Below are 25,605 nucleotides of genomic sequence, written 5' to 3'. Positions count from 1 at the left end.
CCTTGATACAGGTTGAGACATTGCGTCATGGCAATGGTAATATCCCGCAATCATCTAAGGAGTCGTCATGGCGGTCATGCATCAACATCTACCCCTGGAACAAGTTCGTCCTGGCATGGTCTTGTCGGATGTCTTGCTCGATGCACATGGACAAGTACTGTTGCCGCAAGGCGCGGTATTGACGGAAAACATGCTGGCCCTGATGCCGCGCCACAACATCGACATGCTGCCGATCCAGGCGCCGCCCCCCTCGCCCGAAGAAATCGCCGCGCAACAGGCGGCCGACAGCGAACGGCTGGCCTACCTGTTCCGCAAGCATGACCCGGAGGATCCCCTGGACGCGGCCACCACCTTGCTGCGCAGCTATGTCACGGCTTACCGCCTGGGCACGGGAGAGGCCGCATGAGCACCCAGCTGACGCTCGACGACATCGTCGCCCACCTCGATGACTTGCCTTCGCTGCCCGCCGTCGTCATGGAACTACTGAACAGCATCGACCAGGAAGAAGTCGATATTTCCGTGCTGGCCAAAAAAGTGTCGTACGACCAGGCGCTGACGGCGAAAACCCTGCGCCTGGCCAACTCCTCGCAATATGGCTTGCAGGTGAAAGCCACCACCATCCAGCAGGCGATTACTTACCTGGGCTTCCAGACCACGCGCAGCCTGATCACGTCGGCGGCCATCACGGGTTGCTTCCCGGAAGGACGCTGCCCCGGTTTCGACGACAAGGCCTTCTGGCGCCATTCGGTGGCGACGGCCGCCTGCGCCAAGGTGCTGGCGCGGCAAATCCGCTTCAACCAGGATTACGCGTTCACGGCCGGCTTGCTGCACAACATCGGGCGCCTGGTGCTGGTCAGCAGTTTTCCCGCGCACTATGCGCAAGTCATCGCGCACCAGGCGGCGCACGATTGCAGCCTGCTCGAAGCGGAGCAAACCGTACTGGGCGTGGATCACGTGCAGGCCGGCGTGGCGCTGGCCGAACGCTGGAATTTTTCCGACACGATGCGCCTGGCGCTGGGCAACTATCTGCAGCCGGACACGCCGGGAGCAGGCTTTCTCGCATCGCTGATCCACGTGGCCAATGCCGTCGTCTGCGCGCTCGACCTGGCGCAGGCGGGCGACGACATGGTGCCGCGCGTCTCGCCGGTAGCGTGGGATGCGCTGGGCCTGGGCGAAGACACGTATCTGCAGCTGTTCCGCGAGACGGAACTGCGCTACGACGAAATCACCTCGGCACTGCTGAGCTAAACATGGCCGCAAACGCAAACGGCTCTCGCTGCGAAGCGAAAGCCGTCAAGGGTACTGCGGTGTGTCCATGCTGCCCGGTCCACGCCGGCCTGTTGCCGCCAGCAGCTACGCAAGCGGCACAGTCAGCGCGCCACCGCCGCATCAGTGCGCGTAATTCGATTCTTGCGCATCGCCGCGGTCTTCCGCCTTTGGACGGCCCTGGGCGTCGGACAGACGATACTTGGTGCGGCGGTCGCCCATCAAGTCGCGCAGGTCACGGATGCTCATGCCCGTCACTTCGTGCATGCGGATCAGCAGCGAGGCGCCGACCGGCAAGCGGTGATGGCGGATCTTGCTGATGACGGGTGGCGCCACTTCGAGCAGACGCGACAGGGCTGCATCGTTTTTCAGCTGCATCTTGCTCAGCAGAATATCCAGCAGGTGGTTCGGGTTGTAACTCTCTTGCGATGCTAATGCATGATGTGCCATGATTTTTCCTCGTCTGGTGAATGTAGAAAATAATGCCGATACGAACTTAAGGCTGGCTTAGAGTGTTCAAATAAACGTCTGTCATCGGATTCAGCCCTCCCCCGCCCTTCCTCCGTATCGCACTGCCTGCACAGGACTCGCACAGCCACGCCCAGCCAACGTACGCAATTTGCCGCGTGAGTAAAAGCACGTGCAATTCACTGAAATGAATTGCATATAAGGCAATATACTAGCCCAAACACGCGGCATCTGCGCCTCGCGCAAACTTCCTGATTGTTAAATATCAATCAAGCTGCTGGTTGGCTTGGCAACGATGCTATTTCAACACATTAGGATGCCAGCGGGCGCACACAAGGCTTTGCAGCAACTTGTTACAAATCAATGGTGTCACACGGCAATAAATGCTTTTGAGCATCACTACTCAGGGCCACATATACAGGCGACAACCTTGTCGGCAAGGTAAGCACAACATGGCCCGCCCCGGCGATTTACGCTAAACTATGGCCTGAACTTGCAGCGAGCCTGCCGCCGGGCAGCCAGAGGTGCCCGGCCGGTCATCCACCGCCTCCCGCCCCGAGCGGCGCACAGCGCAAGCCCCCTGCCCAGCTTATTTGCAGCCACACTGATTTGCTCCATTATTTGTCCCACTTATTTGCCGCCACATTTACCGATAAGCACCCGACGCCATGCAGAAAAAAGTATTCATTAAAACCTTCGGCTGCCAGATGAACGAGTACGACTCGGACAAGATGGCCGACGTGCTGGGCGCCTCCGATGGCCTGGTGCGCACCGACACGCCGGAAGATGCCGATGTGATCCTGCTCAATACCTGCTCCGTGCGCGAAAAGGCGCAGGAAAAAGTGTTTTCCGACCTGGGCCGCCTGCGCGAGCTGAAACTGGCCAAGCCGCACCTGCTGATCGGCGTGGGCGGCTGCGTGGCGTCGCAGGAAGGCGACGCCATCGTCAAGCGCGCGCCGTATGTCGACATGGTCTTCGGCCCGCAAACCCTGCACCGCCTGCCGCAGATGATCGAGCTGCGCCGCGCCAGCGGCGACGCGCAAGTGGACATCAGCTTCCCGGAAATCGAAAAGTTCGACCACATGCCGCCGGCCAAGGTGGAAGGCGCCTCGGCGTTCGTGTCCATCATGGAAGGCTGCAGCAAATATTGCAGCTACTGCGTCGTGCCCTACACGCGCGGGGAGGAAGTGTCGCGCCGCTTCGAGGACGTGCTGACGGAAGTGGCGGGCCTGGCCGCCCAGGGCGTCAAGGAAATCACCCTGCTGGGGCAAAACGTCAACGCCTACCGTGGCGCGATGGAAGGCGGAGACATTGCCGATTTCGCCCTGCTGCTCGAATACGTGGCCGACATCCCCGGCATCGCACGCATGCGCTTCGTCACCAGCCACCCGAAGGAATTCACGCAGCGCCTGATCGACGCCTATGCGAAGATCCCGCAGCTGGTCGACCACCTGTATTTGCCCGCGCAGCACGGTTCCGACAAGGTGCTCGGCGCCATGAAGCGCGGCTACACGGGCCTCGAATACAAGTCCATCATCCGCCGCATCCGCGCCGTGCGCCCGAACATGGCCATTTCGTCCGACTTCATCGTCGGTTTCCCCGGCGAGACCCAGGCCGACTTCGACGCCATGATGAAGCTGATCGCCGACGTGGGCTTCGACAACAGCTACAGCTTCATCTTCAGCAAGCGCCCCGGCACGCCGGCCGCCAGCCTGGAAGACGACACGCCGCATGACGTCAAACTGGCTCGCTTGCAACAGTTGCAGGCGGCCATCGACGCCAACACGCGCAAATACAGCCTGTCCATGGTCGGCACCGTGCAAACCATCCTCGTCGAAGGCCGTTCGAAAAAGGATACGATAGATCGCGAACTGCAAGGCCGCACGGAAAACAACCGCGTGGTCAATTTCGACGCCGGCCCCGACGGTTTGCAATTGGTCGGCCAGCTGGTCGACGTGCGCATCACCGAAAGCCATTCCTACACCCTGCGCGGCGAACTCGTCGCCAGCGCACCCGCATTGAAAAGAGCCAGTTGAAAACCAAAGCCCCGATACAGCCGCATTACTTCATCCCCGAGCCGCTCGACAACACGCGCCTGGCGCACCTGTGCGGCCCCCTCGATGAAAACCTGCGCCAGATTTCCGCCGCCCTCGACGTGACGATCTTCCGCCGCGGCGAGAAATTCATCGTCGGCGGCAGCAATGCCGAACGCGCCGTGGAAATCCTCGAACAGTTCTACGCCATCGCCAACAAGGTCGTGCCGCTGGAAGAAGTGCAGCTGGCCCTGGTGGAACAGCGCGCGGGCCTGTCCGCCGCCTCGGAACACCACGCCAACGCACCCGTCAGCACCTTCGTCGAGCCGGATATCGCCAGCCCCGTGCTGAAAACGCGGCGCGCCGACCTGCGCGGGCGCACGCCGCACCAGATCGCCTACCTGCGCGACATCCTCGAACACGACATCAGCTTCGGCGTCGGCCCGGCGGGCACGGGCAAAACCTACCTGGCCGTCGCCTGCGCCGTCGACGCGCTCGAACGCGACGCCGTCAAGCGCATCATTCTGACGCGCCCCGCCGTCGAAGCAGGCGAACGCCTGGGCTTCCTGCCGGGCGACCTGGCGCAAAAGGTCGACCCGTATCTGCGTCCCCTCTACGATGCGCTGTATGATTTGCTGGGCTTTGACCGCACGCAAAAACTGTTTGAAAAACAGGTGATCGAGATCGCCCCGCTGGCCTACATGCGCGGACGCACCCTGAACCACGCCTTCGTCATCCTTGACGAGGCGCAAAACACCACCGTCGAACAGATGAAGATGTTTTTGACGCGCATCGGCTTCGGCAGCAAGGCCGTGGTGACGGGCGACGTCACGCAAGTCGACCTGCACAAGAGCCAGACGAGCGGCCTGATCGACGCCGTGCACGTATTGAAAGATGTGCGCGGCATCGGCTTCACGCAATTTAACAGCACCGACGTGGTGCGCCATCCACTCGTCGCGCGCATCGTCGACGCCTATGAAACGGCGCAGGCGGCCAACGCCGACGCCGCCCAGTTACTCCCCTTGTTGAAACCAGCTGCCGCCAAAAATGTCCGAAAAAAATAAACTGTCCCTGTCCGTGCAATATCCGGACGCCCGCCTGGAAACCCTGATCACGCGCCCGAAAGTGCGCCGCTGGGTCAAGGCGGCCCTGTTCGCCCCCGCCGAATTCACCATCCGCTTCGTCGACGCGGAAGAAGGCCGTACCTTGAACCGCGATTACCGCGAAAAGGACTACGCCACCAACGTGCTGACGTTCGCCTACAACGAAGGCGAAGAGTTAAGCGACGACGAGCCGACGCGCGCCGACATCATCCTGTGCACCGACGTGCTGGAAAAGGAAGCGGCGGAACAGAAGAAAAGCGTGGAAGAACACACGGCCCATCTGATCGTGCACGGCGTGCTGCATGCGCAGGGCTACGACCACATGGATGACGAAGAAGCGGCCGAAATGGAGGGCCTGGAAACGGACATCCTCGCAAAACTCGGCATTACCGATCCGTACAAGGAGTAAGCAGATGGGAACCTGGGCCACTGACGCCTTCGGCAACGACTACGCCATGGATTGGGCGCAGGACTTGCACGAATATAAAACCCTGGAACTGGTCGAGACGACGCTCGACAACGTCATCGACAGCCAGGAAGCGGAACTGGAAGCGCCGTTCGCCGCCGAAGCGCTGGCCGCGCTGGAAGTGATCGCGCGCCTCCTGGGCAAGCCGGGCGAGGACGATCCGGCCACGGCGGAAGTGGACGAGTGGGTGGCCGCCTGCAAGAAAAAGGTGACGCCGCCGCTGCTGGACAAGGCGCGCCTGGCCTTCGAGCGCATCACGGCCGAGTCGTCGGAACTGCGCCAGCTGTGGCAGGACAGCGAGCATTTCGCCGACTGGCAAGCCGACGTGGCGGCCCTGCGCGCGCGCGTGCTGGGCCCGGACGCCGCGTAAAACATCGGGCAACGGCGCACTTCGACGTATTAAATTTGCATCAAAAGCGGGGAAATCCGGTATTCCCCCACTTTTGGTGTATCCTATATCCCTTCGCAACAACGGCTCACGCCTCCTATGCCCGAGCACCCTAGTGGCGTCAGAACTGACGTCAAGCCCCACCGGTCACTGTTTGAACGCCTGACCGCACTCATTTCCCCCGAGCCAGAGAACCGTGCAGAATTGCTCGATGTTCTACACGATGCGCATGAACGCAAGCTGATCGACGCCGACGCCCTGTCGATGATCGAAGGCGTGTTTCAGGTATCGGATCTCTGTGCGCGCGACATCATGATTCCCCGCTCGCAAATGGATGTCATCGACATCAGCAAGCCGATCGAGGAATGGATGCCGGAAGTCCTGTCCACCGCCCACTCGCGCTTCCCCGCGATCGAAGGCGAGCGCGACAAGGTCATCGGCATCCTGCTGGCGAAAGACTTGCTGCGTTATTACGCAGAAGAAACTTTCGACGTCCGCGACATGCTGCGCCCCGCCATCTTCATCCCCGAATCGAAACGCCTGAATGTGCTGCTGCGCGATTTCCGCGCCAACCACAATCACATGGCCATCGTCGTCGATGAATACAGCGGCGTCGCCGGCCTGATCACCATCGAAGACGTGCTGGAACAGATCGTCGGCGATATCGAGGACGAATACGACTTCGACGAAGCCGAGGACAACATCCTGTCGCTGAAGGAAGGCCAGTTCGGCCCCCGCTGGCGCGTCAAGGCGCTGACCGAGATCGAACAATTCAACGAAGAAGTGGGCAGCCACCTGGTGGACGACGACGTCGACACCATCGGCGGCCTCGTGTCGAAGTACCTGGGCCGCATGGCGCACAAGGGCGATATCTTCGACCTGGGCAATTTGCGCTTCGAGGTGCTGCGCGCCGATGCGCGCCAGGTGCACGTGCTGCTCGTCGAGCGCCTGCCCAACGTACCGGAACTGGAACTCTGACATGCGCGTCCTGTAAATGCGTTTCAGACGCGCCGACCCCAACGCCCCCGCCAAACCGCCCCGCAGCACCTGGGCGCGCATGCTGACTGCCGCCATCGCCGGCGCCGTCGCCGTGCTGGCGTTCGCCCCTTTCGGCTACTGGCCGCTGCAAATCCTCAGCCTGGGCGTGCTGTTCTACCAGGTGCTGCGTTCGTCCAGCGTCAAGGGCGGCGCGCTGATCGGCTGGGCCTACGGCTTCGGCTGGTGCGCGGCCGGCACGCACTGGCTGTACATCTCCATGCACCGCTATGGCGACATGGCCGCGCCGATCGCCGCCGTCGCCGTGGCCCTGCTGGCCCTCCTGATGGCCATCTACGTGGCCCTGGCCATGGGCGCGGCCGCCTGGCTGCGCCAGCGCTGGGTGCTGTCCCTGCCCGCCATGACCCTGCTGGTGCTGCCCGCGACCTGGACCCTGTTCGAATGGACGCGCGGCTGGCTGTTTACGGGTTTCCCGTGGCTGGCTACCGGTTACGCCCACAACGCCAGCCCGCTGGCCGGCTTTGCCCCCATCGTTGGGTCGTATGGCCTGGGCTGGCTGGCGGCGCTGTCGGCCGGCGCCCTGCTCTTGCTCACGCATCGCACGCGCTGGTTCGCGCTGGGCGGCGTGATCACGCTGTACGCGGCCGGCATCGGCTTGCAGTACGTGGCGTGGACGCACCCGGTCGGACGCCCGATCACGGTGCGCCTGCTGCAGGGCAATGTGCCGCAGCAGCAGAAATTCGACCCCGGCTTCGTGCTGGGCGCCCTGCAGATGTACCAAAGCGCCATCACCAGCGCGCCGGCCGACCTGATCGCCACGCCGGAAACGGCCGTCACCGTGCTGCCGCACCAGCTGCCGCCCGGCTATCTGGATAGCCTGGCGACGTATGCGCGGCAAACGGGCAGCTCGATTTTGGTCGGCATGCCCGTGCTCGACGAGCAGCAGCGCTTCTACAATGCAGCCGTGGGGATCACGCCCAACGGCACGCCGGGACCGTACTACCAGTACCGCAAGCACCACCTGGTGCCGTTCGGCGAATTCGTGCCGCCCGGCCTGCACTGGTTTGTCGCCATGATGGCCATCCCGCTGGGCGACATGGGCCGCGGCGCCGAGGTGCAAGCGCCTTTGGCCGTGCGCGACCAGCTGGTGCTGCCGAATATCTGCTACGAAGACCTGTTTGGCGAGGAAATCGCCGGCCAGCTGGCCAGCGCCCACCGCAGCGGCAAGCAGTCGGCGTCCGTGCTGCTGAATATCTCGAACCTGGCCTGGTTTGGCGATTCGATCGCCATCCCGCAGCATCTGCAGATCTCGCAGATGCGCAGCCTGGAAACGGGCCGCCCGATGCTGCGCTCGACGAATACGGGCGCCACCGCCGTCATCGACGGCAAGGGCGTGGTGCAAAGCCTGCTGCCGCCGGAACAGCAAGCCACCCTGGCGGCCAAGGTGCAAGGCATGGGCGGCATGACGCCATACATTCTTTACGGCAACAAACTGGTGCTGGCCCTGGCCGCGCTGGCCCTGCTGACGGCCTTCCTGCTGTCGCGCGCCGCCCGCCGTGGCCGCACCGCGCAGCAATAAGCGGCCGATATTGCCCGAAGAGTCACAGTGGGCCCGTAAAAACCGCTAAAATTAGCAAAACCCCGGCCCGGACGCGCTTCCAAGCATGCGCCCGGGCTTCAAGCAAACCTTAACAAAGCGCAGCCTCCCGCGCGGCGAACTCATACGATGCTCACATTTCAACAAATTATCCTGACCTTGCAAACCTATTGGGACAAGCAAGGTTGCGCCCTGCTCCAGCCTTACGACATGGAAGTCGGCGCCGGCACCTTCCACACCGGTACCTTCCTGCGCGCGATCGGCCCGGAGCCTTGGCGCGCCGCGTATGTGCAGCCGTCGCGCCGCCCGAAAGATGGCCGCTATGGCGAAAATCCGAACCGCATGCAGCACTATTACCAGTATCAGGTGGTGCTCAAGCCCGCGCCGGAAAACATCCTCGACCTGTATCTGGGTTCGCTGGCCGCCCTAGGCCTGGATTTGAAGCAGAATGACGTGCGCTTCGTCGAAGACGACTGGGAAAGCCCGACCCTGGGCGCCTGGGGCCTGGGCTGGGAAGTCTGGCTGAACGGCATGGAAGTGACCCAATTTACCTACTTCCAGCAAGTGGGCGGCCTCGATTGCAAGCCCGTGCTGGGCGAAATCACCTACGGCATCGAACGCCTGGCCATGTACCTGCAAGGCGTGGAAAACGTGTATGACCTGGTGTGGACCGAGTGGGAAGAGAACGGGGTCACGAAAAAGCTGACCTACGGCGACGTCTTCCACCAGAACGAGGTGGAGCAGTCGACCTACAACTTCGAGCACGCGAATACGGACCTGCTGTTCGAACAGTTCGGCAACTACGAAGCGGAAGCGAAGCGCCTGATCGAGCTGCAACTGACCCTGCCCGCCTACGAGAAGATCATGAAGGCCTCGCACAGCTTCAATATGTTAGATGCGCGTGGCGCCATCTCGGTGACGGAACGCGCCGCCTACATCGGCCGCGTGCGCACCCTGTCGCGCCTGGTGGCGCAAGCGTATTACGACTCGCGCGAGCGCCTCGGTTTCCCGATGCTGCCCGCCGCAGACCAACCCGCCGCCGCTTGATCGCCTAGCTCATACACCGCCGTACCAGACAAGAACACCATGAACCAAACACTGCTCATCGAACTGCTGACCGAAGAACTGCCGCCGAAAGCGCTGGCCAAACTGGGCGCCGCCTTCACGGCCGGCATCGTCAACGGCCTGAAGGCGCGCGACTTCCTGGAAGCCGACAGCGTCGCCACCAGCTACGCCTCGCCGCGCCGCCTGGCCGTCTCCATCACCAACGTGCGTGAAGTCTCGCCCGATAAATCGATCCGCGAAAAAGTCTTGCCCGTCTCCGTGGCGCTGGACGCGAACGGCAACGGCACCCCGCCGCTGGCCAAGAAACTGGCCGCGCTGGGCTTCCCCGACCTGACGGTGGCCGAGCTGGAACGCGCCGCCGACGGCAAGGCTGAAAGCTTCTTCTACACCTACACGGCGCCCGGCAGCCAGCTCGCCACGGGCGCGCAAGCTGCCCTGGCCGAGTCGGCCGCCAAGCTGCCGATTCCAAAGCTGATGAGCTATCAGCGCCCGGACGGCAGCACCGTGCAATTCGTGCGCCCGGCCCACAGCCTGATCGCCCTGCACGGCATCAATATCCTGCCATTGACCTTGCTGGGTTTGACGGCCGGCCGCACCACCCTGGGCCACCGCTTCCTCACCGACGGCGAACCGATCACCATCGCGCACGCGGAAAACTATGCGCCGTCGCTGATTCTCAACGCCAGCGTCATCGCCAGCAACGAGGAACGCAAGGAGCGCATCCGCGCCCAGTTGCTGGACAAGGCCGGTGCCGACCTGGTGCTGATGCCCGAAGCGCTGCTCGATGAAGTCACGGCGCTGGTCGAATGGCCGGTCGTGTATGAGTGCCACTTCGAGGAAGAATTCCTGGCCGTGCCGCAGGAATGCCTGATCCTCACCATGCAGACGAACCAGAAATACTTCGCCCTGACGGACAGCGAAGGCAAGCTGCGCTCGCGCTTCCTGATCGTCTCGAACATCGAGACGGACACGCCAGAGCACATCATCGGCGGCAACGAGCGCGTCGTGCGCCCGCGCCTGTCCGACGCCAAGTTCTTCTTCGAGCAAGACAAGAAGAAGACCCTGGCATCGCGTCTGCCGCTGCTGGCCAATGTCGTCTACCACAACAAGCTGGGCACGCAAGCCGCGCGCACAGAGCGCGTCAAGTCGCTGGCCGGCGCCATCGCCGCCAAGCTGCAATATGACGTCGCCCTGGCCGAACGCGGCGCCCTGCTGGCCAAGGCCGATTTGCTGACCGACATGGTGGGCGAATTCCCCGAGCTGCAAGGCATCATGGGCACGTACTACGCGCGCCATGATGGCGAACCGGAAGAAGTGGCGCTGGCCGCCTCCGAACACTACCAGCCGCGCTTTGCCGGCGACAGCCTGCCATCGACCGCCACCGGCACCGCCGTGGCGCTGGCCGACAAGCTCGAAACCCTGGTCGGCATCTGGGCCATCGGCCTGGCGCCGACGGGCGACAAGGATCCGTTCGCGCTGCGCCGCCATGCCCTGGGCGTGCTGCGCATGCTGCTGGAAAAACGCTTGCCCCTGTCGATCCAGGGCTTGCTGGCCGATGCGGCTGCGCAGTTCGCAGCCGTTCCCGGCTTCAAGGACCCGGTCGCGGATGTCACCACCTTCATGCTGGATCGCCTGCGCGGCATCCTGCGCGAGCGCGGTTTCTCGCCGAATGAAATCGAAGCCGTCGTGGCGCAGAATCCGGACCGCCTGGACGACATCGTGCAGCGCCTGGAAGCCGTGCAGGCGTTTGCCGCCCTGCCGGAAAGCGCCTCGCTGGCCGCCGCCAACAAGCGCATCACGAACATCCTGAAAAAGAACGAAGAAGCCGTGAGCCAGGTCGCCGCCGGCGGCGTCAACGTGGCGCTGCTGCAGGACGAGGCGGAGAAAAAACTGGCCGCCGCCGTCTCGCGCGTGCAGCCGGAAGTCGACGCGGCCTTCGCCAAGGGCGACTTCACCAGCACCCTGCAAACGCTGGCGCAGCTGCGCGACGATGTCGATGGCTTCTTCAACGACGTGATGGTGATGGCCGAGGATGTCGCCCTGCGCAACAACCGCCTGGCCTTGCTGTCGTCGCTGCACGGCATGATGAACCGCGTCGCCGACATTTCGAAGCTGGCGGCATAATGGGCACGCCGGCGCTGAAACTGATTATTCTCGACCGCGACGGCGTCATTAATCATGACTCGCCGGACTTCATCAAGTCGCCTGCCGAATGGCTGCCGATACCCGGTTCGCTCGAAGCGATCGCCCGCCTGAACCAGGCAGGCTATCGCGTCGTCATCGCCTCGAACCAGTCGGGCATCGCGCGCGAATATTTCGACATGACGGTCTTGAACGCGATCCACCAGAAGATGCACACATTGGCGCAGCAGGTGGGCGCCGATATCGACGCCATCTTCTTTTGCCCGCATGCGGGCGCGGACAATTGCGACTGCCGCAAGCCGAAGCCCGGCATGTTCCATGAAATTTCGCAGCGCTACAACACCAGCCTGAAAGGCGTGCCCACGGTCGGCGATTCGCTGCGCGACCTGCAGGCAGGCTTCATCAGCGGCTGCGTGCCCTACCTGGTCCTGACGGGCAAGGGCGAAAAGACCAATGAAACGGGCGGCCTGCCGCCTGGCACCCAGGTCTTCCCCGACCTGGCCGCCGTCGTCAGCCACCTGCTCAAGGCGCCAGCGACACCGGCGCCCACAGTGGCATTCAGTATCTAATCTTCGGAGAACCGCATTGCGTAATACTTCCCTGTTCCTGCGATCCCTGCTGTTCATGATCATCATGATCGTGGCCACCATCGTCTGGGCCTGCGTGTGCTTTTTTGCCGCGCCATTGAGCTACAACAAGCGCTATTGGGTCACCTCGCGCTGGAACGTGTTTATCCTGTGGTGTGCCAAGGTCATTTGCGGCATCCGCTATGAAGTCAAGGGCGCCGAGAACTTCCCCGATGCGCCGGCCATCGTGCTCTCGAAGCACCAGTCGGCCTGGGAAACCATCTTTTTGCTTCCCAGCCTGCCACGTCCGCTCGTATATGTGTTCAAGAAGGAGATTTTGTACATCCCCTTCTTCGGCTGGGCCATGGCGCTGCTGCGCATGATCCCCATCGACCGCAAGCAGGGCAAGCATGCGTTCAAGAGCGTGGTAGCCCATGGCAAGCGCCGCCTGGCAGATGGCCAATGGATTATCATGTTCCCTGAAGGCACCCGCATTCCCGTGGGCCAGGCGGGCAAGTACAAGAGCGGCGGCACGCGTTTGGCTATCGCCACGGGCGCCGTGGTGGTGCCGATTGCGCATAATTCAGGCGAATGCTGGCCCAAGCAGTCATTCCTCAAACGCCCGGGACTGATTACCGTCTCGATAGGCAAACCGATTTCGCCGGAAGGGCAAACCCCGGACAGCATGATGCAACAGGTGGAAAATTGGATAGAATCAGAAATGCGCGTCATTTCGCCTCACGCCTACAACGCTGGCTAGACGGCATCAGCGCGGTCATCCAGGAGCCGACACTGCGCCAGCAGATGAAGACCATCAGGGTCGGCGACCAGCAACTGGATTTGTTCGCGCATGACGTCTCGACCAGCACGCCCCCGGCGGTGCGCCCCACGGCACCGCCAGCGCCGCCCGTGGCGCCACCGCTAGTGGCACCCGCGCCCCCCATCGCTCGTCCTGCCCCGCCTCCCCTGCCTTCCCCGCCACGCACCGCCGATGGCCCGCCACTGCGCCAGCTGCAACTGGGCAGCCACCTCGTCGAATTTGCCCTGCGCCGTTCCACGCGCCGTTCCATCGGCTTCATGATCGACGATAACGGCTTGCGCGTCACGGCGCCCAAGCGCGTCACCCTGGCCGAAATCGACAACGCCATCCGCGCCAAGCAAGGCTGGATCGTCTCGAAACTGCTGGAACGGGGCGAGCGCAAGGTGCAGCGCCAGCAGCGCCCGCCCGTGGCATGGATCGACGGCGCCGTGCTGCCCTACCTCGGTGGCGACATCACCTTGCGGTTGCACCAGGCACCGCGCCACCGCGCCAACTTCCAGCGCGAGACGAATGAGCTGCACGTTTGGGTCACGCCCACGGGCAGCGAACAGCAGTTGAAGGAAAAAGTGAAGGGATGGTTCCAGCACGAAGCGCGCCAGCTGTTCGAGGCGCGCCTGGACGTGTATGCGGACAAGCTGGGCGTGCAGTACGATTCACTGTCGCTATCATCGGCCGGCACGCGCTGGGGCAGCTGCACCATCGAGCGCAAGATCCGCCTGAACTGGCGCCTGATCCATTTCGCCCTGCCGCTGATCGACTACGTGGTGGCGCACGAACTGTCGCATCTGCTGGAAATGAACCACAGCCCCCGCTTCTGGGCCACCGTGGAATCGATTTATCCCGATTACGATGGCGCCAAGCAGGCGCTCAGAAAACGCTCGCAGGAATTACCAGTCCTGTTCAATTAAGCTGGCAGCAAAGGCTGGATCGCAGCGATCGTGCGCGGCGTGGCGCCCCGGTGCTGGCTGGCAAACGCCAGCGCTTTTTCTCCCATGGCCGCCAGGCGCGCGGGATCCTGCAGCAGGGCCGCCGCCTGCGCCATCAGCGCGTCGGCGTCCGCCACCAGCGCGGCACCGCCGGCGGCAATCGCCTGTTCGGTCACCAGCGCAAAATTGAAGGTGTGGGGGCCGATCAGCACGGGCTTGCCCAGGGCCGCCGGCTCGATCAGGTTTTGCCCGCCCAGCGGCAGCAGGCTGCCGCCCACGAAAGCGCAATCGCAGGCCGCGTAATACGCAAACATCTCGCCCATCGAGTCGCCCAGCAGCACCTGCGTGCCCGCAGCCACGGCATCGCCCTGCGCCAGGCCGGACCTGCGCTGCACGGCCAGGCCGTGCGCCGCGATGAGTTTTTCCATCTCGTCGAAGCGCTGCGGATGACGCGGTACGATCAGCAGCAACGCATTCGCGGGCAGGCTGACGCGGGTCAAGGCGTCGAGGATCAGCTGCTCTTCCCCTTCGCGCGTGCTGGCGCACAGCAGCACGGGGCGCTGGCCGATGGCGCCGCGCAGCCAGGCGCCTGTCGCCAGCGCCGCCTCGGGCACGACGACGTCGAACTTGATGCTGCCCGTGACCACCACGTCCCGCACACCCAGCTGACGTACGCGATCGGCGTCGTCCTGCGTCTGCGCCGCGACCAGGGTGATGCCGCGCGCCGCATCGGCGATGAGTTTCCCCAGGCGCTGCGCCTTGCCCAGGGATCGCTGCGACAGGCGCGCATTGGCCAGCACCACGGGTACTTTGTAGCGATTGCATTGGTGGATCAGGTTTGGCCACACTTCCGTCTCCATCAGGATGCAGATGCGCGGCGCGAAATGGCGGATGAAACGGGCCGGCATGGCGCCCGTGTCATACGGCAGGTAGCGTTGCACGAGGCGCGCGCCGTGTTTCGCGAACAGGGACTTGCCCGTGGCGCGCCCCGTCGGCGTCATGTGCGTGAGAACGATGCGGCACGCGGGCCATGCCGCCAGCAGCGCATCGATCAACGGCTCGGCCGCGCGCGTCTCGCCGACGGAGACGGCGTGCAGCCAGATGGTGTCGGGGCCAAGTGTGGCCTGGCGCCCGTAAAAGCCCAGACGCTCGCCCCAATGCTGGCGGTAGCCGGGTTCCTGGCGTCCGCGCAGCCACAGCCGCGCCAGCACCAGGGGCAAGGCCAGCCACCAGGCAAGGGTATAAAGAAGTCGCATATTTGTTTGATGTTAAAGTCAGGCGGGAGGGTGGTCGGCCAGCAGGCGCCGCACCGCGGCCAGCACTTCCGGCACGCCGGGCGGCGCGCCTTTGTCGCCCAGGTTGATGATTCTCGGCGACCAGTTGCCTTCCGTTTTCCACAGCGGCGAATCGGCATAGATTTCCACCGTCGGACGCACAAAGGCGGCGGCGATATGCGTCAGGCCCGTGTCGACGCCGATCACCAGCGCCGCATGGCGCGCCAGCAGGGTGGCGTCGCCCATCGACAGCTTTGGCAGCAGGCGCGCGTTGGGCAGGCTGGCCGCCAGTTGTTCGGCTTCCGCCTTTTCCTTGGGCGAACCCCAGGGCAGCAAAATCGGCATGGGCGCGAGCGCCTGGCCCAGGGCGATCCAGTTTTCCGGCGCCCACTTCTTGGCGTCGCGCGCCGTGCCGTGGAAATACACGCAGTAGGGCGCCTCGCCCATCCAGTCCGGACGCGCTTCGCTGGCCGATACGTCCGGCAAGCCGAAATCGGCCGGCGTGTCGACCGTATAGCCGAGTGCCGCGCCGGCCACCAGGCGGCCGCGCGCTACCGCATGCGTACGCGGGTCGAGCGGAATGCTTTTCGTATGAAAAATGCGCGAGATGCCTTCGTAGCCGGAGCCTTCGCTGCCATTGGCCAGGCCGACTTTCTGTCCGCCCGGCGCCAGGCGCGCGGCACCCATGATGATGCCCGTCTTGAGCAAGCCCTGGGTATCGAACACATAATCGTAGCGCGTCTGCCGCAGGCTGCGGAAAAAGGCAGCGATTTCCGCACGCGTTTCTTTCTTGCCCAGGCTCTTGCGCCAGCGCCGCAGCGCGAACGGGAAGATGGTACCCACGCGCTGGTTCAGGCGCACCAGGCTGACGTAACCCTCTTCGACCACCCAGTCGATGGTCGCATCCGGATAATGGCGGGCGATGTCCGCTACCATCGGCAGGTTATGCAGCACGTCGCCCAGCGAGGACACCCTCACCAGCAGAATTTTCAAGGGCGCCTGTGCGCCAGCTTGGCCGGCCATGCTGTCAGAACGGCAGCACAGCGTCTGGCTTGGCGGCCAGGATCACGCTTTTGAACTGTCCCTGGATGCGCGCCAGCGCTGCCGGCGTTTCCGCTTCGAAGCGCATGACGATCACCGGCGTGGTGTTCGACGAGCGGGCCAGGCCGAAGCCATCCGCATACTCCACGCGCAAGCCGTCGATGGTGATGATCTGCTCATTGCCGGGGAAGACGGCGTCGCGGCGCAGCATGTCCATCAGCGCGACATTCTCGCCTTCCTTCAGTTCCAGGTGCAGTTCGGGCGTGCTGTCGGACTGCGGCAAGGAGTTCAGCAGGCTTGACGGATCCGCTTCGCGCGTGAGGATTTCCAGCAGGCGCGCAGCCGAATACAGGCCGTCGTCGAAACCGTACCAGCGGTCCTTGAAGAAGATATGGCCGCTCATTTCGCCACCCAGCGGCGCACCCGTTTCGCGCAGCTTGGCTTTCACCAGCGAGTGGCCCGTCTTGTACATCAGCGGCACGCCGCCATGCTTGGTGATGTAAGGCGCCAGGTGGCGCGTGCACTTCACGTCATACAGGATTTGCGCGCCCGGATGGCGGATCAGCACGTCGGCCGCGAACAGCATCATCTGGCGGTCGGGGTAGATGATCTGGCCATCCTTGGTGACCACGCCCAGGCGGTCGCCATCGCCATCGAAGGCGATGCCGATTTCCGCATCCGTCTCGGCCAGGCAGCGGATCAGGTCTTGCAGGTTTTCCGGATGCGCCGGATCCGGATGGTGATTCGGGAAATTGCCATCGACTTCGCAGAACAATTCGATGACCTCGCAGCCCATGCCGCGGAACAGGTCGCCCGCAAATGCGCCGGCCACGCCATTGCCGCAATCGACGGCGATCTTGATCGGGCGCGCCAGCTTGACGTCACCCAGGATGCGCTCCAGGTAGGCGGCGCGGATATCATGCGTGGCATAGCTGCCTGGCGTGCTGCTGGCGCGGCCGTCGTGCGCGACGATGCTGTGGTACAGCGCCTGGATCGCTTCGCCGTGGATCGCTTCGCCGGCCAATACCATCTTGAAACCGTTGTAGTCGGGCGGATTGTGGCTGCCCGTGACCATGATGCCGGAACGCGTGTCGAGCACATTCGTGCCGAAGTAGACCATCGGCGTGGCCACCACGCCCAGGTCGATCACGTCGACGCCTGCCGCTTGCAAGCCCTGCGCCAGCGCCGCCGTCAATTCCGGCCCCGACAGGCGGCCATCGCGGCCGATCACGACCCGCTGCTCGCCCTTGGCCAGGGCGGCCTGGCCAAATGCCTGACCGATCTTGTGGGCCACGCTGGCATCGAGGGTTTTAGCGATGATGCCGCGAATATCGTAGGCCTTGAAGATCGTTCTGGACAATGGAAGCATGGTGTGGGCGGTATAAAGAGGGTCAAATAGGGTGCCTGGCAAGGTGCAGCGCGGGGCTGACAGCTTGCTACTGCGCCAAGAGTATACCGAATTATACGCGCAGCAGATCGATCGACTTGCCCGATTCCACCCATTGCCTGACCCACAGCGGCTGGCGGCCACGGCCTGTCCATTGCTCGGTCGCATTGTCAGGATGGCGGTAACGCACCGCGACTTTGCCCGTGCGCGGGTGCAAGCCGTCGAGTATCAGCTGTTTCAGCGGAATGCCCGCCTGCTGCGCGATGGCCATGATCTGTTCGCGCGCCTTGTTCAAGTCTTCGCGCTCGCGGCCGTTCAATTCCTGCTTGACATTATCTTCCAGCTTGCGCAATTCCAGCATCGTCATCGTAGACAGATCCATCCGGTATATCCTTTACATTAATTTAGATAATAAAATCACGTGGAATATACTACATTGCATAAACATCTGCGCAGCGTTGCATAATCCATCGCCTATTGAATCACCGCCATCGGCTTATTTATCTGCTCCATATTAAGATTCAATGAAAAATATCCCGAAAGTACGCGTAGAAAATAAATAAACATGGATGAGTGGCATTCCGGCAGCCTGCACAGGCTGCTTGCAAGTCCTGCGTGGCGCGGCTATCCATTCCGATAAACGCGCTGGCGGATGATTATCGATATACGCCAGCGGGAAATGCCGCCCCATTAAATCTCCGGCAGCATAATCGGCATCCGCTTTTCTTCCCGCCGGCCGTGCACGCAATCGGGTACCGACCAGGAATGCACCCAACGCCAAAGGGCAGGCATGCTTATAATGCAGGCGCGTAGTTCACTTCACCCCGGCACATATGAAAACTTACTTTATCGGCGATCTGCAAGGCTGCCATGCACAAACCATCGAACTGATCGAACTGATCCAGGCGGCAGCGAGTGGCCCGTACCGCCTGCTGTTCGCTGGCGACCTGATCAACCGCGGCCCGGCCTCGCTGGCCACGTTGCGCCACGTGCACGCGCTGGCGCAGCAGGGTCTGGCCGACAGCGTCCTGGGCAACCATGACTTGCACCTGCTGGCCGTGGCCAACGGCATCCGCCCCGAGCATGCGTCCGATACGCTGGCCGAGATCCTCGACGCGCCCGACCGCGACGAGTTGATCAACTGGCTGCGCCAGCGGCCGTTGGCACTGGAGCACGACGGCCACGTGCTCGTGCATGCGGGCTTGCTGCCACAATGGAGCGCGGCCCAGGCCCTGTCCCTGAGCGGGGAAGTGTCCGCGATGCTGCGCAGCGACGGCTGGGTGGCCTTCCTGCGCACCATGTACGGCAACGAGCCGGCCGCCTGGCGCGACGACCTGCAGGGCGCCGACCGGCTGCGCTGCATCGTCAACGCCATGACGCGGCTGCGCTTTTGCACGCCGGAAGGCGTGATGGACTTCAAGATGAAGGAGAGCGGCAGCCCGCCGCCGGGTTCCGGCCTGCTGCCCTGGTTCGACGTGCCGGGACGGCGCAGCGCCGGCGACACCATCGTCTTCGGCCACTGGTCGGCGCTGGGACTGCAGCTGCGGGAGCACCTGATCGGCCTCGATAGCGGCTGCGTCTGGGGTGGAAAACTGTCGGCCGTGTGCCTGGAAGACCGCTCGCTGCTGCAAGTCGCCTGCCCCGCCTTCCAGCAGCACAGCGGCAAGCGCTAGATGGCATGCATGGCGCGCATATGCTTAGTCGAAATCGGTCGTTGGCCTTGCCGCGCGCAGCCCGTATGATGCAGCTTTTGCCTTTGCGATCCCATGCATCCTGATACCGACAGACTGGCGCGCTGGCTGCTCGGCAGCCTGGAACTCGACACTGCCGTCCTGCATGTGGGCCAGTACTGCGGCCGCTGGCGCGCCTCCACGGCGGGCCGGGAACTGGGCAGCTTTCACCTGGTGCTCGATGGCCACTGCTATCTGCACCTCGACGGGGCGGCTCCGATTGCGCTCGGCCCGCGCGACGGCGTCTTCCTGCTGCGCGACTTGCCGCACTTCCTCAGCCCGCACAGCGACCCGCTGCAGGCGGTCAGCGCGCAAGCCATGCTGCCGCTGCAGTCGTCCACGGACCAGCCGGCGACGGCGCTGGCCTGCGGCTTCTTTCAATTTCGCGGCGCACTCTCCGCGCTGATCGTCGACTCCTTCCCGCCGTACCTGCTGATACGCGGCGACGCGCCCGCCTTCAGCGCCGCTGCCGCGCTGTTCGACCTGATACTGGCGGAAGCCGGCGGCGACCCGGAACAACCGTCGCCGCTCATCGCGCGCCTGGTCGAACTGCTGTTCTTTTACCTGATACGCCATGTGGCGCAGGGCGAACAGGTGGCGGCCGGCCTGCTGTCGCTGCTGCACCGGCCCGCATTTTCGCCGCTGCTCGAACGCATGCTCGACGCCCCCGCCGACGACTGGTCGATCGAGAACATGGCCAAGGCCGCGTGCATGTCGCGCGCCAGCTTCTGCAAGCATTTCGCCAGCGCCAGCGGCCACTCGCCGGCACAGTTCCTGCTCTTGCTGCGCATGAAGATCGCCGCGCGGCGCCTGCACGATGGCGTCTCCGTCGAACGCGCGGCCGAACTGGTGGGCTACCGCTCGCACGCCGCCTTTACGCGCGCCTTCAAGCGGGTCACGGGCGAACAGCCAGGCGCCTACCGGCGCGACCAGCGCCAGCGCCAACTGGCCAGCTGAAATCAAGGATCGCACAATCGCAGACGAACGAGCACAAAAGGACGACGCTGACGTCTGTTACCTGCACGGCATGGCCGATATAATGCATGAGTGACTTACCAACTTAGCAAGGTACCCCATGTCCCGTCTGACGCTGCACACTCTCGATACCGCCCCGGCCGATAGCCGCCCCTTCGTGGAAAAGGCCATCGCCAACAATGGCTTCCTGCCCAACCTGATCGGCGTGCTGGCCAATGCCCCGCTGGCCCTGGAAACCTATCTGACCGTCTCCGGCATCAATGCGCGCGCCAGCCTGACGTTAATGGAACGCGAAGTGGTGCAAATCACGGCCGCGCGCATCCACGGCTGCGATTTCTGCATCGCCGGCCATAGCGCCATCTCGCTGAAAAAAGCGGGCCAGACGCCCGATACCGTGCGCGCGCTGCAGCATGGCCAGCCGACGGGCGATACAAAGCTCGACGCCGTCGCCGCCTTCGCCACGGCCGTCATCGCCACGCGCGGCGCCGTCAGCGACGCCGAATATCAAACCTTCCTGGCGGCCGGCTACAACGAACAGCAGGCGCTGGAAGTGGTGCTGGGCATCAGCCTGGCGACGCTGTGTAATTTCTCCAACAGCCTGGCCGGCACGCCCGTCAATCCGCAATTGACGCCCTACCTGCCTGGCGCCGTCTGACATGGGCCACCTCAATCACTGGCTGCACACGCATGCCGACCAATTGGACCAATCGTCGGACCTGGCTGAAACCATTTTGCCAGCCCTCGCTGGCGACCAGTTGCTGGCCATCGGCGTGCCGCAGGAACACGGCGGCGCGGGCGGCGACGTACGCGACGCCATCGACGCCATCGCCAAAGTTGCCGAGCAATCGGTGACGGCGGCCTTTGTCTTCTGGGGCCAGCGCTGCTTCATCGAATTCCTGCTGCAAAGCGAGAACCGCGCCCTGGCCGAACGCCGCTTGCCTGGCCTGCTGGCAGGCACGCAGGCCGGCGCCAGCGGCCTGTCGAACGCCATGAAATTCTTGTCCGGCATCGAACAACTGCAAATCACGGGCGCGCGCCAGGAAGACGGCTTGCTGGTCGACGGCGGCCTGGCCTGGGTGACGAACTTGCGCAAGGCGGGCTTTGTCGCGGCGGCCGCCGTGGCGCCGAACGATGGCGCGCCCCCTGTCATCGTCGCCTTCGACAGCGGCACGGCAGGCGTACAGCGCAGCGACGACCTGGACCTGATCGCCCTGCGCGGCAGCAATACGGCTTCCGTCAAGCTGGCACAGGTGCACATTCCCGCCGCGGACATCATCAGCGACAACGCGCCGGCCTGGCTGCCGCAGGTGCGCCCATCGTTCCTCGGCATGCAGTGCGGCCTGTCGATCGGCCTGGCGCGCGCCAGCCTGGCCAAGGCGGCGCAAATTTCCGCCGGCTCGCGCAACCAGCTTACGCCGCGCATCGAAGCACTGCGAGCGACCCTGGAAGCCACCGTCGCCACCTTGCTGGCAGGCGTGCACGATGGCCGCTTCAAGACGCAGGCGCCGGCCATGTTCCGCCTGCGCATACAGCTGGCCGACGTGCTGCAGCAGGCGCTGATGCTGGAACTGCAAGCCATGGGCGGGCGCGCCTACCTGAACGCCGAGCAGCAGGGCTTTGCCCGCCGCTGGCGCGAATCGTCGTTCATCCCCATCGTCACTCCCAGCCTGACGCAGCTGCAAGCAGCCTTGCAGTTGTTCGACAGCCAGCAGGCGGCCAAGGCGGCGGGAGCCCCGGCATGAGCGTTACTGATTGGGCCTTGCAGGCGCAGGACCTGAGCTATGCCTATCCGGGCTCTGCCCCCGTGTTCCAGCACGTCTCGCTGGGTGTGCGCAAGCGCGAAATCGTCTGCCTGCTGGGCGGCAGCGGCTGCGGCAAATCGAGCTTGCTGCGCGTGCTGGCCGGCTTGCAGCCGCCGTCCACGGGCGAGATTCAATTCCTCGATGCCCCCATGCGCGAACCGGACCCGCGCAGCGCCCTCGTCTTCCAGCAAGCCAGCCTGCTGCCCTGGCTGAACGTCACGGGCAACGCCGGCTTCGGCCTGGACTTCAAGCACCAGCCGCAACTGACGTGCGAAGCGCACCAGGCGCGCGTGGCGCAAGCCATCGAGGCGGTGGGATTGAAGGGACGCGAAAAGCTGTATCCATCCGCCCTCTCGGGCGGCATGGCGCAACGCGTGGCGCTGGCCCGTGCGCTGGCGCGCGAACCGGAACTGCTGTTCGCCGATGAACCGTTTTCCGCGCTCGACGCCATCACGCGCGCCGAGATGCAGTCGCTGCTGGTCGACGTGGTGCACCGCTGGCACACTGCCGTGCTGCTCGTCACGCACGATATCGATGAAGCGATCCTCGTGGCGGACCGCATTCTGCTGATGGGCGGCAAGCCGGGCAACATCGTGCGCGAATGGCCCGTCGCCATCGCTCAGCCCCGCATCGGCCACAGCGCAGACGTGATCGCCCTCAAGATGGACATCCTCGACGCCCTGCAAGCGCTGCAAAAGCAGGATCAAACGCCCGCCCTCGCTCCCAATTAATCGACCGGAACTTTCCCATGACATTCGAAGATCAAAACAAACCCCTGCATATCTGCGCCTCGTCCGATTGCGACTGCGGCCTGACGCGGCGCGACTTCCTGCGCATGTCGGCCCTGGCCACGGCCAGCGTGGCTTCTCCCCTGCTGTTCGCCGGTGACGCCATGGCCCAGCAAGGCCCGAAAGGCGACGACCAGCCCGTGAAAATCGGCTACCTGCCGATTACCGACGCCACCCCGCTGCTCGTCGCCCACGCCCGCAAGCTGTTTGAAGCGGAAGGCCTGCAGGTGGAAACACCTCGCTTGTTCCGCAGCTGGGCGCAGATCATCGAAGCCTTCGTCGCCGGCCAGGTCAACGTCATCCACCTGCTGTCGCCGGCCACCCTGTGGGTGCGCTACGGCGCCAAGTTCCCCGCGAAAGTCGTCGCCTGGAACCACGTCAACGGTTCCGCGCTGACGGTGGCCAACGAGATCAACAAGGTCTCCGACCTGGGCGGGCGCACGGTCGCCATCCCGTTCTGGTACTCGATCCACAACATCCTGCTGCAGCAAATCCTGTCCTCCAACGGCCTGACCCCGGTCACGCGGGCGCGCAATGCCGCCATCAAGCCGAATGAAGTCAACCTGATCGTGCTGGCGCCGGCCGAAATGGTCTCGGCCCTGGCCAGCAAGTCCATCGCCGGCTACATCGTGGCCGAACCGTTCAACGCGGCGGCGGAAAACGCCGGCATCGGCAAGATCCTGCGCTTCTCGGGCGACGTGTGGAAAAACCATGCATGCTGCGTCACCTTCCTGTCCGAGCGCGACATCAACACGCGCCCCGAATGGGCGCAGAAGGTCACCAACGCCATCGTCAAGGCGCAGTTGTGGACGCGCTCGAACCAGGTCGACACGGCCAAGCTGCTGTCGAACGTGGGCGAGCACCGCTACACGCCGCATCCGCTGCAGGTGCTGACCAAGGTGCTGGCCACCACCGATTACGCCGGCTATGAAAAGCAGGGCCTGATCGTGCACAAGAACTGGCAGCAGCGCCGCATCGACTTCCAGCCATATCCGTTTGCCTCGTACACGGAAGAACTGGTGCGCGCCATCGGCCGTACCAAGGTCGAAGGCGATACGCGCTTCCTGGCCAACCTCGATCCGAAGTTCGCCGCGCGCGACCTGGTCGATGACCGCTTCGTGCGCAAAGCCATCACGGCAGTCGGCGGCCCAGCCGCCTTCGGCTTGCCGGCCAACCTGCTGCGCAGCGAAACCGTGGCGGTCTGACGATGGCGAGCAAGTTGTTCACGAAGTTCGGCCTGCCCCTGGTGGGGCTGGCCTGTGCCTTGCTGCTGTGGTCCATGGGCGTGACGGCGCTAGAGAAATCCACGCCCATCGCCACCGCCTTCGCGCCCTTGCCCACGGCGCTGGCCTTCCAGGAGATGGTGGGCGGTTCGGATATCTGGCTGCACGTGGTATTGAGCCTGCAACGGGTGGCCGTGGGCCTGGGACTGGCGATCGTCATCGGCGTGCCGCTGGGCGTGCTGGTGGCCATGTCGAAGAGCTTTTCCGGCGCGGCCATGCCGCTGTTCCAGTTGCTGCGCATGATTTCGCCGTTGTCGTGGATGCCGATCGCCGTGATGGTGCTCGGCGTCGGCGACGCGCCCGTGTACTTCCTGCTGGCGTTTGCGGCCGTCTGGCCGATTTTGCTCAATACGGCGGCCGGCGTGGCGCGGCTCGATCCGAACTGGCTGCTGCTGGCGCGCAGCCTGTCGGCCACGCGCAGCGAAATCGTCTTCAAGGTGATTTTGCCTGGCATCACGGCCGATATCCTGACGGGCGTGCGCCTGGCCATCGGCATCATCTGGATCGTGCTGGTGCCGGCGGAAATGCTGGGCGTCTCGGCGGGTCTCGGTTACTTCATCCTCGACACGCGTGACCGCCTCGCGTATTCGGAGCTGATGGCCGCCATCGTGCTGATCGGCATACTCGGCTTCATCCTCGACTACCTGGCCCGCGCCGCGCATGCACGCTGGCTGCACGTGAAGGGTTAAGCCGCCTGCTCCAGCGGCAGCGCAGCGGCCACCGCCGCCTGCGTTGCCGTCGCCAGTTCGCGCCGGTGCGCATCGAGCGTCGCCACCGGCGCCAGACAGGTCAGGCGCGCCGTGATGCGCGGGCCGCTCAGGATCGCCACCATGCTTTGCGCAAAGCTCATCTCGCCGATGAAGTCGACGGCGTGGTGCAAGGCCCCCTTGTCATCCACATACACGAGCGCGAACGGCTGCACCGGCACTTGCGCGTCAATGGCCGCCTCGAACAGGTTGGCGTGAAACGGCAAAATCTGTCCCTGCGCGGCGGTGGTGCCTTCGGGGAAGAACGCGATGCGCTCGCCCGCCGTCAATTTATCCACCAGGCCCTGGAAGATCAGGCGCAAATCGCGCTTGCTGCCGCGCGAAATGAAGATGGTGCCGGCGCGTCCCGCCAGCCAGCCCAGAATGGGCCAGGCGCGGATTTCCGCCTTGGCAACGAAACGGCAAGGGTGCACGGCATTGATGACGAAGATATCGAGCCACGACACGTGGTTCGCCACCACCATCGCATGGTCGAGCGCCGGCACGCTGTCCGCCGGCTGCGCCACGTGCACGCCGCAGATGTCTAGCAGCTGCGTCGACCAGCGGCGGATGCGCCGGTTCCGCCCCTCCAGGTCCAGCCAGGGAAAGAGCACGGCGCTCTTGGCCATGCCGCAGCTCAGGTGAATGGCGATGCGCGCGAGGCGGTAGGTAAGCAGAAGTTTCAAATCACACCAACAAATAAACCAGAACCGAAATCCGGGAGCAGACAAGGGATGCCGGGG

At 64.0% G+C, this 25,605-nt stretch carries 26 protein-coding genes; 20 read left to right on the top strand and 6 right to left on the bottom strand.

Features of this window, described 5'->3' with window-relative positions; translation table 11 throughout:
- Positions 1-67 precede the first annotated feature (67 nt).
- Entirely contained in the window at positions 68-406 is a 339-nt protein-coding gene (locus tag CLU94_RS17645) for a hypothetical protein (RefSeq protein WP_070257435.1), read from the top strand.
- Positions 403-1,248 carry an HDOD domain-containing protein gene (locus CLU94_RS17640; RefSeq protein ID WP_099666562.1) on the top strand — a complete coding sequence of 282 codons (846 nt, stop codon included), beginning with the start codon at positions 403-405 and terminating at the stop codon, positions 1,246-1,248. The genes CLU94_RS17645 and CLU94_RS17640 overlap by 4 nt, the downstream gene beginning before the upstream one ends.
- A gap of 141 nt (positions 1,249-1,389) precedes the next feature.
- On the opposite strand, the gene CLU94_RS17635 is transcribed toward CLU94_RS17640, so the two are convergent.
- Positions 1,390-1,716, bottom strand: a complete 327-nt coding sequence (locus CLU94_RS17635) for a hypothetical protein (protein ID WP_034746769.1) — start codon at positions 1,714-1,716, stop codon at positions 1,390-1,392.
- 686 nt (positions 1,717-2,402) lie between these two features.
- On the opposite strand from CLU94_RS17635, the gene miaB reads away from it, so the two are divergent.
- The 11 genes from miaB (at position 2,403) to CLU94_RS17580 (ending at position 13,818) form a co-directional block, all read left to right on the top strand.
- Positions 2,403-3,770, top strand: coding sequence for a tRNA (N6-isopentenyl adenosine(37)-C2)-methylthiotransferase MiaB (gene miaB, locus CLU94_RS17630; protein WP_099666561.1), 1,368 nt, complete (start codon positions 2,403-2,405; stop codon positions 3,768-3,770).
- The gene (locus CLU94_RS17625; RefSeq protein WP_099666560.1) at positions 3,767-4,831 is read left to right on the top strand and encodes a PhoH family protein; all 1,065 of its coding nucleotides are present in this window, start codon (positions 3,767-3,769) and stop codon (positions 4,829-4,831) included. The genes miaB and CLU94_RS17625 overlap by 4 nt, the downstream gene beginning before the upstream one ends.
- Entirely contained in the window at positions 4,815-5,279 is a 465-nt protein-coding gene (gene ybeY, locus CLU94_RS17620; RefSeq protein ID WP_099666559.1) for an rRNA maturation RNase YbeY, read from the top strand. Before CLU94_RS17625 ends, ybeY begins: the two co-directional genes overlap by 17 nt.
- Positions 5,280-5,283: 4 nt before the next feature.
- On the top strand, positions 5,284-5,706 hold the full coding sequence (locus CLU94_RS17615) for a DUF4259 domain-containing protein (RefSeq protein ID WP_099666558.1): 423 nt from the start codon (positions 5,284-5,286) through the stop codon (positions 5,704-5,706).
- A 117-nt stretch (positions 5,707-5,823) separates the two neighbouring features.
- The gene (locus CLU94_RS17610; protein WP_071075558.1) at positions 5,824-6,702 is read left to right on the top strand and encodes an HlyC/CorC family transporter; all 879 of its coding nucleotides are present in this window, start codon (positions 5,824-5,826) and stop codon (positions 6,700-6,702) included.
- A gap of 16 nt (positions 6,703-6,718) precedes the next feature.
- Positions 6,719-8,299, top strand: coding sequence for an apolipoprotein N-acyltransferase (gene lnt, locus CLU94_RS17605; RefSeq protein ID WP_257218860.1), 1,581 nt, complete (start codon positions 6,719-6,721; stop codon positions 8,297-8,299).
- Between the two features lie 147 nt (positions 8,300-8,446).
- A complete protein-coding gene (glyQ, locus tag CLU94_RS17600) occupies positions 8,447-9,364 on the top strand; it encodes a glycine--tRNA ligase subunit alpha (RefSeq protein WP_034780177.1) in 918 nt (305 codons plus the stop codon).
- Between the two features lie 39 nt (positions 9,365-9,403).
- Entirely contained in the window at positions 9,404-11,506 is a 2,103-nt protein-coding gene (gene glyS, locus CLU94_RS17595; protein ID WP_099666557.1) for a glycine--tRNA ligase subunit beta, read from the top strand.
- Entirely contained in the window at positions 11,506-12,093 is a 588-nt protein-coding gene (gmhB, locus tag CLU94_RS17590) for a D-glycero-beta-D-manno-heptose 1,7-bisphosphate 7-phosphatase (protein ID WP_072455078.1), read from the top strand. The genes glyS and gmhB overlap by 1 nt, the downstream gene beginning before the upstream one ends.
- 16 nt (positions 12,094-12,109) lie before the next feature.
- Entirely contained in the window at positions 12,110-12,850 is a 741-nt protein-coding gene (locus CLU94_RS17585) for a lysophospholipid acyltransferase family protein (RefSeq protein WP_099666556.1), read from the top strand.
- A 44-nt stretch (positions 12,851-12,894) separates the two neighbouring features.
- A complete protein-coding gene (locus CLU94_RS17580) occupies positions 12,895-13,818 on the top strand; it encodes a M48 family metallopeptidase (protein WP_099666555.1) in 924 nt (307 codons plus the stop codon).
- On the opposite strand, the gene waaA is transcribed toward CLU94_RS17580, so the two are convergent.
- The 4 genes from waaA to CLU94_RS17560 all read right to left on the bottom strand — a co-directional run bounded on the left by waaA (position 13,815) and on the right by CLU94_RS17560 (position 17,920).
- A complete protein-coding gene (gene waaA, locus CLU94_RS17575) occupies positions 13,815-15,092 on the bottom strand; it encodes a lipid IV(A) 3-deoxy-D-manno-octulosonic acid transferase (RefSeq protein ID WP_099666554.1) in 1,278 nt (425 codons plus the stop codon). The two genes, CLU94_RS17580 and waaA, sit on opposite strands and share 4 nt — an antisense overlap.
- A gap of 18 nt (positions 15,093-15,110) precedes the next feature.
- The gene (gene waaC / locus CLU94_RS17570) at positions 15,111-16,133 is read right to left on the bottom strand and encodes a lipopolysaccharide heptosyltransferase I (protein ID WP_099666553.1); all 1,023 of its coding nucleotides are present in this window, start codon (positions 16,131-16,133) and stop codon (positions 15,111-15,113) included.
- A 4-nt stretch (positions 16,134-16,137) separates the two neighbouring features.
- The gene (locus CLU94_RS17565) at positions 16,138-17,520 is read right to left on the bottom strand and encodes a phosphomannomutase/phosphoglucomutase (RefSeq protein ID WP_099666552.1); all 1,383 of its coding nucleotides are present in this window, start codon (positions 17,518-17,520) and stop codon (positions 16,138-16,140) included.
- Between the two features lie 91 nt (positions 17,521-17,611).
- Positions 17,612-17,920 (bottom strand): H-NS histone family protein, encoded by a 309-nt coding sequence (locus tag CLU94_RS17560; protein ID WP_099666551.1) that lies wholly within the window; start codon positions 17,918-17,920, stop codon positions 17,612-17,614.
- 451 nt (positions 17,921-18,371) lie between these two features.
- Here CLU94_RS17560 and CLU94_RS17555 point away from each other — a divergent pair, with 451 nt between their 5' ends.
- From CLU94_RS17555 to CLU94_RS17525, 7 genes are all read left to right on the top strand, one after another.
- Entirely contained in the window at positions 18,372-19,211 is an 840-nt protein-coding gene (locus tag CLU94_RS17555; protein ID WP_099666550.1) for a symmetrical bis(5'-nucleosyl)-tetraphosphatase, read from the top strand.
- Between the two features lie 93 nt (positions 19,212-19,304).
- Entirely contained in the window at positions 19,305-20,225 is a 921-nt protein-coding gene (locus CLU94_RS17550; protein WP_099666549.1) for an AraC family transcriptional regulator, read from the top strand.
- A gap of 118 nt (positions 20,226-20,343) precedes the next feature.
- Positions 20,344-20,898: a carboxymuconolactone decarboxylase family protein gene (locus CLU94_RS17545; protein WP_099666548.1), complete on the top strand. Its 555-nt coding sequence runs from the start codon at positions 20,344-20,346 to the stop codon at positions 20,896-20,898.
- Between the two features lies 1 nt (position 20,899).
- Positions 20,900-21,985, top strand: a complete 1,086-nt coding sequence (locus CLU94_RS17540) for an acyl-CoA dehydrogenase family protein (RefSeq protein WP_099666547.1) — start codon at positions 20,900-20,902, stop codon at positions 21,983-21,985.
- Positions 21,982-22,776, top strand: a complete 795-nt coding sequence (locus CLU94_RS17535) for an ABC transporter ATP-binding protein (protein WP_099666546.1) — start codon at positions 21,982-21,984, stop codon at positions 22,774-22,776. The genes CLU94_RS17540 and CLU94_RS17535 overlap by 4 nt, the downstream gene beginning before the upstream one ends.
- A 17-nt stretch (positions 22,777-22,793) precedes the next feature.
- Positions 22,794-24,038, top strand: coding sequence for an ABC transporter substrate-binding protein (locus tag CLU94_RS17530; RefSeq protein ID WP_099666545.1), 1,245 nt, complete (start codon positions 22,794-22,796; stop codon positions 24,036-24,038).
- Positions 24,039-24,040: 2 nt separating this feature from the next.
- Positions 24,041-24,805, top strand: coding sequence for an ABC transporter permease (locus CLU94_RS17525; protein ID WP_099666544.1), 765 nt, complete (start codon positions 24,041-24,043; stop codon positions 24,803-24,805).
- Here the strand turns inward: CLU94_RS17525 and CLU94_RS17520 are convergent.
- Positions 24,802-25,548, bottom strand: coding sequence for a lysophospholipid acyltransferase family protein (locus tag CLU94_RS17520; protein WP_099666543.1), 747 nt, complete (start codon positions 25,546-25,548; stop codon positions 24,802-24,804). The genes CLU94_RS17525 and CLU94_RS17520 overlap by 4 nt on opposite strands.
- Between the last annotated feature and the right edge of the window lie 57 nt (positions 25,549-25,605).

This window comes from Janthinobacterium sp. 13 (genome assembly GCF_002749695.1).
GTDB classification, from domain to species: Bacteria; Pseudomonadota; Gammaproteobacteria; order Burkholderiales; family Burkholderiaceae_D; genus Janthinobacterium; species Janthinobacterium kumbetense.
The sequence above is the reverse complement of the archived record's forward strand: the minus strand, read 5'-3'. Positions and strand labels throughout refer to the sequence as shown.